Source organism: Luteimonas sp. 3794 (genome assembly GCF_031456825.1).
Lineage (GTDB): Bacteria > Pseudomonadota > Gammaproteobacteria > Xanthomonadales > Xanthomonadaceae > Luteimonas.
In genome coordinates this window covers 67856-80614 of record NZ_JAVDVJ010000016.1, presented here as the reverse complement: position 1 = coordinate 80614, position 12759 = coordinate 67856, and the positions used below count along the sequence as shown (strand labels likewise).

General features: G+C 65.3%; 10 protein-coding genes. 5 read left to right on the top strand and 5 right to left on the bottom strand.

Annotated elements, in window-relative coordinates; translation table 11 throughout:
• Positions 1-78: 78 nt before the first annotated feature.
• From J2X52_RS16130 to arsH, 4 genes are read right to left on the bottom strand one after another with little or no spacing between them, the layout of a single operon-like run.
• Complete coding sequence (locus J2X52_RS16130) at positions 79-255, bottom strand: FAD-dependent oxidoreductase (protein ID WP_310155695.1); 177 nt, start codon at positions 253-255, stop codon at positions 79-81.
• On the bottom strand, positions 252-1478 hold the full coding sequence (arsJ, locus tag J2X52_RS16125) for an organoarsenical effux MFS transporter ArsJ (protein WP_310155692.1): 1227 nt from the start codon (positions 1476-1478) through the stop codon (positions 252-254). The genes J2X52_RS16130 and arsJ overlap by 4 nt, the downstream gene beginning before the upstream one ends.
• Positions 1479-1481: 3 nt before the next feature.
• Positions 1482-2489, bottom strand: coding sequence for an ArsJ-associated glyceraldehyde-3-phosphate dehydrogenase (locus J2X52_RS16120; RefSeq protein ID WP_310155690.1), 1008 nt, complete (start codon positions 2487-2489; stop codon positions 1482-1484).
• Positions 2486-3253 (bottom strand): arsenical resistance protein ArsH, encoded by a 768-nt coding sequence (arsH, locus tag J2X52_RS16115; RefSeq protein WP_310155687.1) that lies wholly within the window; start codon positions 3251-3253, stop codon positions 2486-2488. The genes J2X52_RS16120 and arsH overlap by 4 nt, the downstream gene beginning before the upstream one ends.
• Positions 3254-3270: 17 nt before the next feature.
• Between arsH and J2X52_RS16110 the strand changes: the two genes are divergently transcribed.
• Both J2X52_RS16110 and J2X52_RS16105 read left to right on the top strand, forming a co-directional pair.
• Complete coding sequence (locus tag J2X52_RS16110) at positions 3271-3618, top strand: helix-turn-helix domain-containing protein (RefSeq protein WP_310155684.1); 348 nt, start codon at positions 3271-3273, stop codon at positions 3616-3618.
• A 2-nt stretch (positions 3619-3620) separates the two neighbouring features.
• A complete protein-coding gene (locus J2X52_RS16105) occupies positions 3621-4907 on the top strand; it encodes an arsenic transporter (RefSeq protein ID WP_310155712.1) in 1287 nt (428 codons plus the stop codon).
• Between the two features lie 195 nt (positions 4908-5102).
• Here the strand turns inward: J2X52_RS16105 and J2X52_RS16100 are convergent, their stop codons facing one another.
• On the bottom strand, positions 5103-7715 hold the full coding sequence (locus tag J2X52_RS16100; RefSeq protein WP_310155681.1) for a TonB-dependent receptor: 2613 nt from the start codon (positions 7713-7715) through the stop codon (positions 5103-5105).
• 721 nt (positions 7716-8436) lie between these two features.
• Between J2X52_RS16100 and J2X52_RS16095 the strand changes: the two genes are divergently transcribed.
• The 3 genes from J2X52_RS16095 (at position 8437) to J2X52_RS16085 (ending at position 12700) form a co-directional block, all read left to right on the top strand.
• The gene (locus tag J2X52_RS16095; RefSeq protein WP_310155678.1) at positions 8437-9630 is read left to right on the top strand and encodes a cation:proton antiporter; all 1194 of its coding nucleotides are present in this window, start codon (positions 8437-8439) and stop codon (positions 9628-9630) included.
• A 146-nt stretch (positions 9631-9776) separates the two neighbouring features.
• Positions 9777-11540, top strand: coding sequence for an N-6 DNA methylase (locus J2X52_RS16090; RefSeq protein WP_310155674.1), 1764 nt, complete (start codon positions 9777-9779; stop codon positions 11538-11540).
• Positions 11537-12700 (top strand): restriction endonuclease subunit S, encoded by a 1164-nt coding sequence (locus J2X52_RS16085; protein ID WP_310155669.1) that lies wholly within the window; start codon positions 11537-11539, stop codon positions 12698-12700. The genes J2X52_RS16090 and J2X52_RS16085 overlap by 4 nt, the downstream gene beginning before the upstream one ends.
• Positions 12701-12759: the final 59 nt, after the last annotated feature.

Below are 12759 nucleotides of genomic sequence, written 5' to 3'. Positions count from 1 at the left end.
TTGAACTCGGCCGTGAACTGCTGACGCTTGACCATGGAACACCTCCGGGACCATTGTCCCCGTTATCAGGTGTCCGAATTAGCCGGGCCACTCCAAGGCGTCCCAGGCATGGCGCCAGGCGCCCCCCGGGCCGTCTTCGGCGTCCACGAGCAGGTAGGACAGGCCGGTGCGCCGCAGGAAGTACGCAGTGGCGAGGGCGGCCTGGCCGCCGCCGATCACGAGCACATCCACTTCATCGGCGCGTGTGGCGCTCATGCCGGTGTCGCCGCGGACACCGGCTGGCGGGGCAGGCCGATGGAGATGACAGCCGCCATCGCAACGAAGACCGCGGAGATCGCCAGACAGGCTTCGATGCCCGCAGTCTGGTAGACCCAGCCCGACAGCACCGTGCCCAGCAGACGGCCGAGCGCGTTGGCCATGTAGTAGAAGCCGACGTCTAGCGATACCCCGTCCGCCTTGGCATGGCTGACGATGAGGTAGCTGTGCAGGGACGAGTTGACCGCGAACAGCAGGCCGAACAGCGCGAGTCCGCCCAGCAGCACCGGTTGCGCCGACGCGCCCTGCACCAGCAGCAGGGCCATCGCCGCAGGCACGACGGCGAGCGCCGCGGCCCAGCCGAATGCGGCCCGGCCCGCGGGCACGCTGCCCCGGCCGCGCGTGGTGAAGTAGGGCGCGAGCGATTGCACGATGCCGTAGCCGATCACCCAGCTCGCCATGAATCCGCCGACCTGCCAGAAATCCCAACCCAGCACGCCCGACAGGAACACCGGGAGCGCCACGACGAACCACACGTCGCGGGCGCCGAACAGGAACAGCCGCGCGGCCGAAAGCAGGTTGATCGCCCCGCTCTTGGACAAAATGTCGCGGAACTTCGGCCGCGCCTGTGCCTTGCCGAGATCACGCTTGAGCCACACCAGACTCGCGATCCAGACCAGTGCCAGTCCCGCGGCCATGATCAGGATCGACGGCCTGAAGCCGAGCGTGGTCAGCAGCGCGCCGCCCATGAAGAATCCGACACCCTTCAGCGCGTTCTTCGACCCCGTCAGCGCGGCCACCCAGCGGAACAGCGCGCCCTGCCGGGCGGCCGGCACCAGCAGTTTGATGCTGCTCTTGGCGCTCATCTTGTTGAGATCCTTGGCCACGCCCGAAAGTGCCTGCGCGGCCATGACCCAGGGCACCACCAGCCAACTGGCCGGTACCAGCAGCATCGCCAGCGCCGCGACCTGCAGGGCCAGGCCCACGTTCATCGTGCGGTTGAGGCCGATGCGGGCGCCCAGCCAGCCGCCGACGAGGTTGGTGACGACCCCGAAGATCTCGTAGAACAGGAACAGCATCGCGATCTGCAGCGGGCCGTAGCCCAGCTGGTGGAAGTGCAGCACCACCAGCATGCGCAGCGCGCCATCGGTGAGGGTGAACGCCCAGTAGTTGCCCGTGATCAGCAGGTACTGCCGCACAGCCGGGGACAGGCGCGCCGGCATGGCCTATCGCTCCGCGCGGGCGACGAGGCGCACCAGTTCGACCGTGCGATTCACGTAGCCCCACTCGTTGTCGTACCAGGCGTACACCTTGACCTGGGTGCCGTTGATCACCAGCGTCGACAGCGCATCGACGATGCTCGAGCGTGGATCGGTCTGGAAGTCGATCGAGACCAGCGGCCGCGTTTCGAAGCCGAGGATGCCGGCCAGTCCGCCCTCGGCCGCCGCGCGCAGCAGTCCGTTGACCTCGTCCACCGTCGTCGCACGCTCCACTTCGAACACGCAGTCGGTCAGCGAGGCGTTGGTCAGCGGCACCCGCACCGCATGCCCGTCGAGGCGACCGCGCAGTTCGGGGAAGATCTCGGCAATGGCGGTGGCCGAGCCGGTCGACGTGGGGATCAGGCTGCTGCCGCAGGCGCGCGCACGGCGCAGATCCTTGTGCGGCGCATCGACGATGGTTTGCGTGTTGGTCAGGCTGTGGATCGTCGTGAGGCTGCCATGACGGATCCCCAGGCCTTCATGGATCACCTTGACCACGGGGGCCAGGCAATTGGTGGTGCAGGAGGCGGCGGACACGATCCGGTGCTGCTGCGGGTCGAATCGCGCATGGTTGACGCCCATGACGACATCGAGCGTACCCGCCGCCTTGATCGGCGCGGTCACCACCACACGCTGCACGCCCTGGTCCAGATAAGGCTGCAGCACGTCCGGCTTGCGGAACTTGCCCGAGGCTTCTATCACCACCTCGCAGCGCGACCAGTCCGTGTCCGCAGGTGCCTTGTTGCGGGTGACCGGGATCCGCTGGCCGTCGATGACGAGGGCATCGCCGTCCGCGGCGATCGCGCGGTCCCAGCGCCCGTGGATCGAGTCGAACTCGAGCAGGTGGGCCAGGGTGGCCGGATCGCCGGCGGGATCGTTGATGTGGACGAACGTGAGGTCGCCCTGCTGCCAGGCCGCGCGCAGCGCGAGGCGGCCCATGCGGCCGAAGCCATTGATACCGACACGGATGGTCATGTGTTCGCCTCTGGCGTGGTGGAGTGTTGCGGGATTCCGGTGGACGCGGCGACCAGCGCGGACGCCGCCCGGTCGCCCTTGCGTTCGCTGTAGCGGCTGGTCAGGTAGTCGCTGTGGCCGCGCAGCAGCAGGGTGAACTTCACCAGCTCCTCGGCGACATCGACCACGCGGTCGTAGAGGGGCGAGGGCTTCATGCGACCGGCGTCATCGAATTCTTGCCAGGCCTTGGGCACCGACGACTGGTTGGGGATGGTGACCATGCGCATCCAGCGGCCGAGCACGCGCATTGCATTGACCGCGTTGAACGACTGCGAGCCGCCGCTGACCTGCATCACCGCGAGCGTGCGGCCCTGGGTCGGGCGCATGCCGCCCTCCTCGAGCGGTAGCCAGTCGATCTGGTTCTTGAACACCGCGCTGAGGGTGCCGTGTCGCTCCGGGCTCACCCAGACCTGTCCCTCGGACCACATCGACAGTGCACGCAGCGCCTGCACCGTCGGGTGGTCGGCCTCGCAGCTGCCCTGCACCGGCAGGGTGTGCGGATCGAATACCCGGGTGTCCGCCCCGAAGTGGCGCAGCAGGCGTTCGGTTTCCAGCGCCAGCTTGCGGCTGTAGGACTCCGGACGCAGCGAGCCGTACAGGAGGAGGATCCGCGGCGGGTGTCCACCGGCGACGCCGAGGCGCGCGGCGTCGGGCACCTCGAGGGCGCCCGGCACGACGTTGGGCAGATCCTCGACCCCGGCGGCGATTGCGTGTTCCAAGTTCATTCGACTATTCTAGAAACATGGAACTGAAAGACGCAAGCACCGCACTCTCGGCCTTGGGCCATGTCACTCGCCTGTCGATCTTCCGGCTGCTGGTCGAGGCCGGCCCCGTCGGGCACACGCCCGGGCAGATCGCCGAGACCCTGTCGCTGCCCGGCGCCACGCTGTCGTTCCACCTCAAGGAACTCGCCGCCGCCGGCTTGATCGAAGGCGAGGCGCACGGGCGCAACATTTCCTATCGCGCGGACTTCGCCGCCATGAACGGATTGCTCGAATTCCTCACCCGCAACTGCTGCGGCGGCGATGCCGACCGTTGCGCGCCCACCGTGCCTGTCTCGAGCACCCGCGCATCCGCATCGAAGGCCTGAGCATGCTGCTGGCGCTTGCGATCTTCGTCGTCACTCTTGTGCTGGTGATCTGGCAGCCGCGCGGCCTGGGCGTCGGCTGGAGCGCGAGCCTCGGCGCGGTGCTGGCGCTTGCGACCGGCGTGGTGGATCCGGGCGACATCCCCACGGTCTGGGGCATCGTCTGGAACGCCACGCTCACCTTCGTCGCCGTGATCCTCATCAGTCTGGTGCTGGACGAGGCCGGGTTCTTCGAATGGGCGGCGTTGCACGTCGCGCGCTGGGGACGGGGCAGCGGACGCACCCTGTTCGTCTTGCTGGTGCTGCTGGGCGCGGCGGTGGCGGCGCTGTTCGCCAACGACGGCGCCGCGCTCATCCTCACCCCGATCGTCATCGCGATGCTGCTGGCGCTGCGCTTCAGTCCCGCGGCCACACTCGCGTTCGTGATGGCTGCGGGCTTCATCGCCGACACCGCCAGCCTGCCGCTGGTGGTGTCGAATCTGGTCAACATCGTCTCCGCCGACTACTTCGGCATCGGCTTCGCGGAATATGCCGCGGTCATGGTGCCGGTGAACCTGGTCTCGGTGGCGGCCACGCTGCTGATGCTGTTGTGGTTCTTCCGCCGCGAGATTCCGGCGCGCTATGACGCCACCCACCTCAAGGCCCCGCACGCGGCCATCCGCGACCGCGCCACCTTCAAGGCCGGCTGGGGCGTGCTGGCGATGTTGCTGATGGGGTTCTTCGGGCTGGAGCGCGTGGGCGTACCGATCAGCGCGGTGGCCGGCGCCGGCGCACTGGTACTGCTGGCGGTCGCCGCCCGCGGCGACGTCATTCCCACCCGCAAGGTGTTGCGCGACGCGCCGTGGCAGGTGGTGGTGTTCTCGCTGGGCATGTACCTGGTGGTCTACGGCCTGCGCAACCAGGGGCTCACCGGGCACCTCACCGCGCTGCTGGATGTCTTCACCGGCCACGGCCTGTGGGGCGCGACCATGGGCACGGGCCTGCTCACCGCGTTCCTGTCGTCGGTGATGAACAACATGCCCACCGTGCTGATCGGCGCGCTGTCCATCGAGGCCAGCCAGGCGGACGGTGTGGTGCGCGAGGCGATGATCTACGCCAACGTCATCGGCAGTGACCTCGGGCCCAAGTTCACGCCCATCGGCAGCCTCGCCACCCTGTTATGGCTGCATGTGCTGGCGCGCAAGGGCATGCGCATCACCTGGGGCTATTACTTCAAGGTGGGCATCGTGCTGACCCTGCCGGTGCTGCTGCTCACGCTGGCGGCGCTGGCGCTGCGGTTGAGCCTGGGGTGAGATCGATTGGACGCAGGCCTGAGGCAGCGGGCACACATGGCCTTCGTCTGACTCGGCCGACCGGCGGCGGTGCGATTGCAGGCCGGTGCGACCGCGACCCGAATTGAAAGCGCCCCCGGCCGGCGGCCGGGGGCACTGTCCTGCAACACAGATGCGGTGAATCCGGAATACGTATCCGGATTCGGCCGAGTTCGCTCAGAACTTCCAACCCACCCGCGCGTAATAGAACCCGCCATTGAAGCCGTATGGCGAATGCACCGGGTACTGGGCGCCGGCGATGCCGCCCCAGGGGTTGGCGTCGGGCACCTTGTCGAACAGGTTCTGCGCGCCGAGGTTGACGTAGAGGCCGGAGTCGAAGGTCCAGCCGATCTCGGCATCGACGATCACGGCGCTGTCGTCGTAGATCGGCAGGCCGCCGTCTTCGATCGAGATCACCGCGCTGTCCAGGTGGTCCTCGTACCACGAGCTGTAGTAACTCAGACGCAGATTGGCGTGGAAGACATCGCGCTTGTGATTGACGCTGAAATAGCCCTTGGTGCGCGGCAGCGATTCTTCCAGCTTGTACACGCGGGCCTCGTCGACGAAGTCCGGGTTGAAGCGGTCGACCTCGGTGCGGTTCCAGTTGCCGGCCAGCGAGTACGTGGTGGTGCCGCCGAAGTGGTCGCTCTGGTAACTGGTCACCAGGTCCACGCCGGTGGTGGTGGTGTCGAAGGCGTTGCCGAAGTAGGTGACCGAGGTCAGCGACGCGGCTTCCGGATTGCCGGAGGCGACCAGCTGGGCGCGTTCGGCATCGGTGAGGTCGAAGCTGGAACTCAGGGCGATGCGGTCCTCCACTTCGATACGGTAGGCGTCCGCGGTCACCAGCCAGTTGCCGCTGTTCCATACCGCGCCCAGCGAAAAGTTGGTGGATTCTTCGGGTGTCAGCGGCTGCGCGCCCTTGATCGCGGCGATGGGATTGGTCGGCGGCAGAGTAGCGATGTCGGTCAGGCCGGTGCCGGCGAAGGCGGTGGTGATCTGGCTGATGTTGGCCTGGCCCGGGGTGGGCGCGCGGAAGCCGGTATTGACCGCGCCGCGGATGGCGAAGCTGTCGGTGAAGTCGAAGCGGCCGGTCAGCTTGCCGGTGGTGGTGTTGCCGAAATCCTGGAAGTCTTCGTAGCGCACCGCTGCGGCCAGCAGCAGCTGCTCGGTGAACTGCGCTTCGGTGTCCACGTACACAGCGTAGTTCTCGCGTTCGAATTTGCCGGCGGTGCGCGGACTGAACCCGTTGAAGCCGTTGGAGCCCAGCGCGAAGCCCTGGGTGGTGAGCGGCCCGATGCCGGTCGAGGCGGCATCGCCTGCGATGATTTCGAAGCTTTCCTTGCGCCACTCGGCGCCAGCCGAAAAACGCAGCGGCTGCGCGGTGAACGTGGTTTCGAAATCGCGGCCGACATCGAAGTTGACGCCGGAATCGGTCTGCACATTACCGCCGGGGCTGAAGCGGAAACCGGCCGGCTGGTCCGGGCCGAGCGAGGCGTTGACGGTGTTGTAGATCTGGAAGTCGATCTCGTTGCGGCCGTAGGTCACGCTGGCATCCCAGTGCCAGGCATCGCCGAACAGGCCTTTGACACCCGCGACCACCGAGCTGTCTTCCAGCTTGCCGCCAAAGCGCGGGGTGAAGCCGCCGGGGAATATCGACAGGAAGCTGAAGCAGTTGGCGGGCATGGCCCCGGCCGCGGCGCCGACCACGCTGTAGGGCAGCAGGTTGCCTGCGCCATCGCGCAGCGCGATGGTGGGGCAGCCGCCGGCGCCGGTGAGATCGCCCACCAGCAGCGTCTCGCCGCCATCGTTGGAATACACGCCCGAGCGCGAGGTCGCATCGCGGTAGTAGAAGCCGCCGTCGACGCTGCGCTTGGCGTAGTTGCCGAACAGGTAGAACTCCAGCGCGTCGGTTTCCAGGCCCAGGTTGGCGACGAACTTGATGTCGTCCTTGATCTCGGGCGAGCCCCAGATCTGCGACGGGTTGGCGATGTCGGGATAGCCGGCGGCATCGGCCGCGGCGGCGTCGTCACGCTGCACGCTGCGTGAGGTCGCATCGGCCTGGCGCCATTCGGCGGTCAGCGTGGCAAAGCCGCGCTCGGTCACGGGCAGCCCGATCTGCGCGCTGTAGGTGGTGGTGAAGCCGTCGCCTTCGTAGAACTGGCCGGCGAAGGCTTCAACGGTGCCACCTTCGCGCAGTTTCTTCAGGCCGAAGTTGATGACGCCGGCGATGGCATCGGAGCCGTATTGCGCGGCCGCGCCGTCGCGCAGCACTTCCACCTGTTCCAGCGCGAGCGAGGGGAAGACCGAGAGGTCCGGCCCCTGCGCGCCGTCGGACAGGCCGTGGCCGAGGAAGGTGATGACCGCCGAGCGGTGGAAGCGCTTGCCGTTGACCAGCAGCAGAGTGTTGTCGGGCGGCAGGCCGCGCAGGTTGGCGGGCCGTACCAGGCTGGCGGCATCGTCGATGGGAATGGTGCTGACGTTGAACGAGGGCACCAGCACGCGCAGCTGGTCGAGCGCATCGGTCGCGCCCTGGTTGCGGAATTCCTCGCTGCTGAAAATGTCGATGGGCACGGCGGATGACGACACCGAGCGTGGCTGGCTGCGGCTGCCGAGCACCGACACGGTTTCAAGCGTGGCGGCGCCTTCGGTTGCGGGTGGGTCTTCCTGGGCGCTGGTCTGGGCGAGCGCCGCCGAACTGCCGATCAAGAATGCGCTGGCGATTGCCAGTCGAACAGCCGACGCCAGCGGCGCCTGTGTGATTCGCGAACGTGATGCTTGATTGCTCTGCATGCCCGGATCCCTGGAGTTCTGTGGTGGAGGAGGCCCTGTTTTCGACTGCTTCATAGCGCTCTGTTGCGCCGCAGCAATCGTTAACAGCTATTAACTCCATCGGCAACAAAATCATCCTCAAAACGTCACAAAGTGACGGAAATGGGACGCAGGTCTGCTATTGGTGCGAATTCAATTACAGGTGAAATCGAATATTCCCGGCGAAATGCGGACGGAGACGTCGGACGGCGTGCGGTGATGGCGCATTCGATCCGCTGCGCAACACGTCGCGACGTGCGCTCCCGGGTCGCCGCCGCTTGAGCAAGCGGTCGCGGGACCGCTGGAAGGCACGCGCAGTGCGCGGTGGGCGTTCTGGTCTATCCAGCATGCAGCGCCGCTTGCGCACTCGTCGCGCGGTAAAAATTCGAGCGGATCCAATGCCGCGCGCGGCATCCGCAAACCATGTTTGGGGGTATTCCAGTTGCCGGAGCTCGATCCGAAGGGCTGCGTCGCGCGTCCGCCCCGACGCGAGGCCACGGCGTCCGGCAGCGCGCGAGATCAGTGCTGCGCAGACGGCGCTGCAGAGGACCTGACAACAAGCTGGGCTGCGGGCGCGCGCGCCCGATCGCGCGGCATCGCGTCACCCCGCTTCACGCCGGACCAGCGCGCACTTGGCAGTCAGTCACGCCGCTCTTCATACTCCGCGCTCCGCAGATCGCGGCCAGGCCAGGACGACCCGTCGATGCATGCCATCACCACCATGGAAGTGTTTCTGATCGCGATGGCTATCATTTTCTGCGTGCCGTTCCTGATCTGGCGGTTCGGCCGCACGGACTATTTCGCACCCTTGGTCGTTGTGCAGATCATCACCGGCATCGTGCTCGGGCCGGGCATCCTCGGTGCGGCGTTTCCCGGCTACTACGCCTTCGTGTTCACCCCGGACGTGGTGACGATCCTCAACGGACTGGGCGCGTGGGCGGTGATGCTGTTCGTGCTGATCGCCGGCATCGAACTGGACCTGAGCAAGGCCTGGAGCAATCGCCGCGAGAGCGGCATCACTGCGGGCCTCGCGCTCGGCGTGCCTCTGGTGTTCGGCGCATTGGCCGCGATCGGCCTGCTGCGCTTTCCAGGATGGATCGGCGCCGAAGGCGCGAACTGGCAGTTCATCGTCGGCGTGGGCATGGCCTGCGCGGTGACCGCGTTGCCCATTCTGATCCTGTTGATGGAGAAGCTCGACATCCTGCGTCAGCCCGTCGGCCAGCGCATCCTGCGTTACGCCAGCCTCGACGACATCGCCATCTGGGGTGTGCTGGCGCTGGTGCTGGTGGACTGGGAGCGCATCGGCCGACAGGTGGGGTTCCTGCTGGCGTTTGCCGTGGCCTGCGTGCTGTTCCGCCGCCTGATGCGTGCCATTCCCGAGCGCGACCGCTGGTACGTGATGCTGATCTGGCTGGCGGTCTGCGCCTTCGGCGCGGACTGGTCCGGCCTGCATTTCATGGTGGGCGCGTTCCTGGCCGGCGTGGTCATCGATGCGGACTGGTTCGACCAGGCCGACATGGACCGCCTGCGCCACAACGTGTTGCTGGTGATGATGCCGGTGTTCTTCCTCAGCACCGGTTTGCGCACCGAATGGAGCGTGGGCGGCGCCACTGTCTTCATCGCCGCCATCGTGCTGCTGGTGGCGTCGGTGGCCGGCAAGCTCGCGGGCGTGCACATGGCCGGCCGCATCCTGAAGTGGAAGCCCGGCGAAGCATCGCTGATCGGTTGGCTGCTGCAGACCAAGGCGCTGATCATGATCATCTTCGCCAACATCCTGCTCGACAAAGCCATCATCTCCAGCGCCACGTTCACCGCGCTGCTGCTGATGGCGGTGATGAGCACGATGCTGACGATTCCGATGGCGACGCCGCGGTTGCGGAAGATGGTGGGGAGGTAGGGCGGGCATTTGAGTCTGTCCCGGAGAGAACAGAACCGAGGAATCAGGCTCCAGACCACTGCACTCGTGCGTTCGCTGAGAAGCATCAATCGCCATCTCCGCGGGCGGTATCCTTCTCGCCTTGAATCGGATGGGTACAGACGTAGATGTCGCTTGAATCGCAGTCGGAACGTTTCATCAAGGCCTTGGAAGCGCTCGGGGGGCGGGCAGGAAACCAGCGTCTGCAGGGCGAGCTCGGATGGGCCGACGGCACGTATCAGCGCGTCAAGGGTCATCTGCTTGCGACAGGTGAGATCGCCGTGGGCCGCGGGCGGGGCGGCTCGGTGTCACGGCTCGGTTCGCAGGCGGCAGAGAATGCAGAGCCAGTGCCGCTGTATGCGGAGCTTCGCGGTACCACGCAGGGCACCGCCAAGTCCATCAAGACCGACCATGTAGCCAAGGTGCGCGACGCGCGCAGTGGCGGCTACAGCCAGGCCTTCAACGCCATCGACAAGGCCATGCGCAACGACGAGGGGCTGGCCTCCGAACTGGACTACGCCGAGCAGACCTCGTGGCTACTCTTCCTCAAGTACCTCGACGACATGGAGCACGAGTGGGCCGACGAAGCCGCGCTCGAGGGCAAGACCTACGCGCCGATCCTGGCCCGCCCCTACCGCTGGCAGGACTGGGCCGCACCGAAGATCGCCGATGGCAGGCCGGACCCGAACGCCGTCACCGGCAGCGACCTCATCGACTACGTCAACGGCAAGCTGGTCCCGCATCTCAAGTCATTCAAGGACAGCACGATCGAGGCCGACAGCCTGCAGTACAAGATTGGCGAGATATTCTCGGAAGTCTCCAACCGCTTCCGCTCCGGCTACACGCTGCGCGACGTGCTGCAGATCGTGGACACCCTGAGCTTCGGCAGTTCCGAGGCCAAGCACGAACTGTCCGAGCTGTACGAAACGCGCATCAAGCGCATGGGCAACGCCGGCCGCAACGGTGGCGAGTACTACACGCCGCGCCCGCTGATCCGCGCCATGATCGAAGTCGTGCAGCCGCAGATCGGCGAGACGATCTACGACGGCGCCTGCGGCAGCGCGGGCTTTTTGTGCGAGGCCTGGGCGCAGTTGCGGCGCGACGATCTGTCGGCGAAGGAGTGGGACACCCTGCAACGCCGCACGTTCTACGGGCAGGAGAAGAAGTCGCTGGCCTACGTGCTGGGCGTGATGAACATGATCCTGCACGGCATCGACGCCCCCAATATCCGCCACGCGAACACGCTGTCGGAAAACGTCATGGACATCCAGCAGAAGGATCGCCACGACATCGTGCTGGCCAATCCGCCGTTCGGCGGCGGCGAGCGCAAGGAAGTGCAGCAGAACTTCCCGATCCGCTCGTCGGAGACGGCCTACCTTTTCCTGCAGCACTTCATCCGCAAGCTCAAGGCCGGCGGCCGCGGCGCGGTGGTCATCAAGAACACCTTCCTCAGCAATACCGACAACGCCAGCGTCGAGCTGCGCCGCGAACTGCTGGCCAGCTGCAACCTGCACACCATTCTCGATTGCCCGTCCGGAACCTTTCAAGGCGCGGGCGTGAAAACCGTGGTGCTGTTCTTCGATAAGGGCGTGCCCACCCGCAAGATTTGGTACTACCAACTCGATCCCGGGCGTTCGATGGGCAAGACGAACCCGTTGAACGACGCCGACTTGGCTGAGTTTGTGCAGTTGCAGAAGACGAAGGCGGGCAGCGAGAAGAGCTGGACGGTGAACGTGGCCGATATGGATGCCACCACCTGCGACCTCTCAGTAAAGAATCCCCACGAGCCGGAGGCCGTGGCGCAGCGTACGCCCCAGCAGATCATCGACGACATGCTGGCACGGGATGTGGAGACGGCGAAGTTGTTGGCAACGGTGAGGGGGACGTTGTGAGCGGTAGCTGGAAATCCGCGCCGCTTCGTGACCTATGCGAGTTTCACAATGGACTGTGGACGGGAAAGAAGCCTCCCTTCGAAACCGCACATGTCATTCGCAACACCAACTTCACGGCTGATGGGCGAATCGACCTGTCGGACGTGGCGGTTCTTCAGGTCGAGAAACCGCAGTTCGCCAAACGAAGACTTCGTAAGGGCGACATCATCATCGAGAAGTCCGGAGGCGGGCCAAAGCAACCAGTGGGCCGAGTGGTCCTGTTCAACCTTGATGCAGAGAATTTTTCTTTCAGCAACTTCACCAGTGTGATCCGGGTTAAAGACGCCAGGATCCTCGATTCCATTTATCTGCACCGGGTGCTGCATTGGTGGTACGTAAGTGGGATAACGGAGCCATTGCAGCGCCGCTCGACTGGGATTCGTAACCTAGATTTCGATGCATACAAAGACCTTGAGGTCCCTCTGCCGCAGCTGGACGAACAGAGGCGCATCGTCGCAGCTCTGGATCAAGCCTTCTCCGTCCTCGAGCGCGCCTGCGCCAATGTCGACGCAAATACCAAGCAGGCTGCTGAGTTGCTGGATGTGTGGATACGCGAGGTCTTCAGTGGGAGTGAAGAGTGGCCGGTACGCCAACTCGCGGACTTGTGCGAGAACCTCGACAGACAACGTGTGCCGATCACCAAAAGTGACCGCCAATCTGGCGATATTCCTTACTACGGCGCCTCAGGCGTCGTCGATTACGTCAATGATTTTCTATTCGACGAAGACCTGCTGCTGGTTTCAGAAGATGGTGCGAATCTGTTGGCGCGCACGTACCCCATCGCGTTCTCGATTACCGGCAAGGCATGGGTCAACAATCATGCGCACGTGCTGCGTTTTAGTGACTCGGTATCGCAGGAGTTCATTCGGCTCTATTTGAACTCGATTTCACTCAACCCTTACGTCACCGGTATGGCACAGCCCAAGTTGAACCAGAGCGCGTTGAACGCAATCCCGGTTCCCACACCTCCGATCCAGGTTCAAGCGATGATTGTTGAGCAGGCTGCTCAGATCCACGCTGGATGCCGGAGGGCCGTCTCAGCTTACGAGGCTCAGGCCGCGGACCTCACTGCGCTTCGCCAAACTCTGCTCCAAGCCGCCTTCTCCGGCCAGCTGAACTGAGCGGATGCGGGGCCGGCGGCCTGTATCACACCTGTGCTACTTTGCCTTCAGTTCCGCTC

Excerpts from the sequence above, each read along its gene's own strand:
- arsH (WP_310155687.1), bottom strand. The coding sequence starts at position 3,253 with ATGAACTTGGAACACGCAATCGCCGCCGGGGTCGAGGATCTGCCCAAC.
- J2X52_RS16090 (WP_310155674.1), top strand. The coding sequence starts at position 9,777 with ATGTCGCTTGAATCGCAGTCGGAACGTTTCATCAAGGCCTTGGAAGCG.
- J2X52_RS16130 (WP_310155695.1), bottom strand. The coding sequence starts at position 255 with ATGAGCGCCACACGCGCCGATGAAGTGGATGTGCTCGTGATCGGCGGC.
- J2X52_RS16110 (WP_310155684.1), top strand. The coding sequence starts at position 3,271 with ATGGAACTGAAAGACGCAAGCACCGCACTCTCGGCCTTGGGCCATGTC.
- J2X52_RS16100 (WP_310155681.1), bottom strand. The coding sequence starts at position 7,715 with ATGCAGAGCAATCAAGCATCACGTTCGCGAATCACACAGGCGCCGCTG.
- J2X52_RS16095 (WP_310155678.1), top strand. The coding sequence starts at position 8,437 with ATGCATGCCATCACCACCATGGAAGTGTTTCTGATCGCGATGGCTATC.
- arsJ (WP_310155692.1), bottom strand. The coding sequence starts at position 1,478 with ATGCCGGCGCGCCTGTCCCCGGCTGTGCGGCAGTACCTGCTGATCACG.
- J2X52_RS16105 (WP_310155712.1), top strand. The coding sequence starts at position 3,621 with ATGCTGCTGGCGCTTGCGATCTTCGTCGTCACTCTTGTGCTGGTGATC.
- J2X52_RS16120 (WP_310155690.1), bottom strand. The coding sequence starts at position 2,489 with ATGACCATCCGTGTCGGTATCAATGGCTTCGGCCGCATGGGCCGCCTC.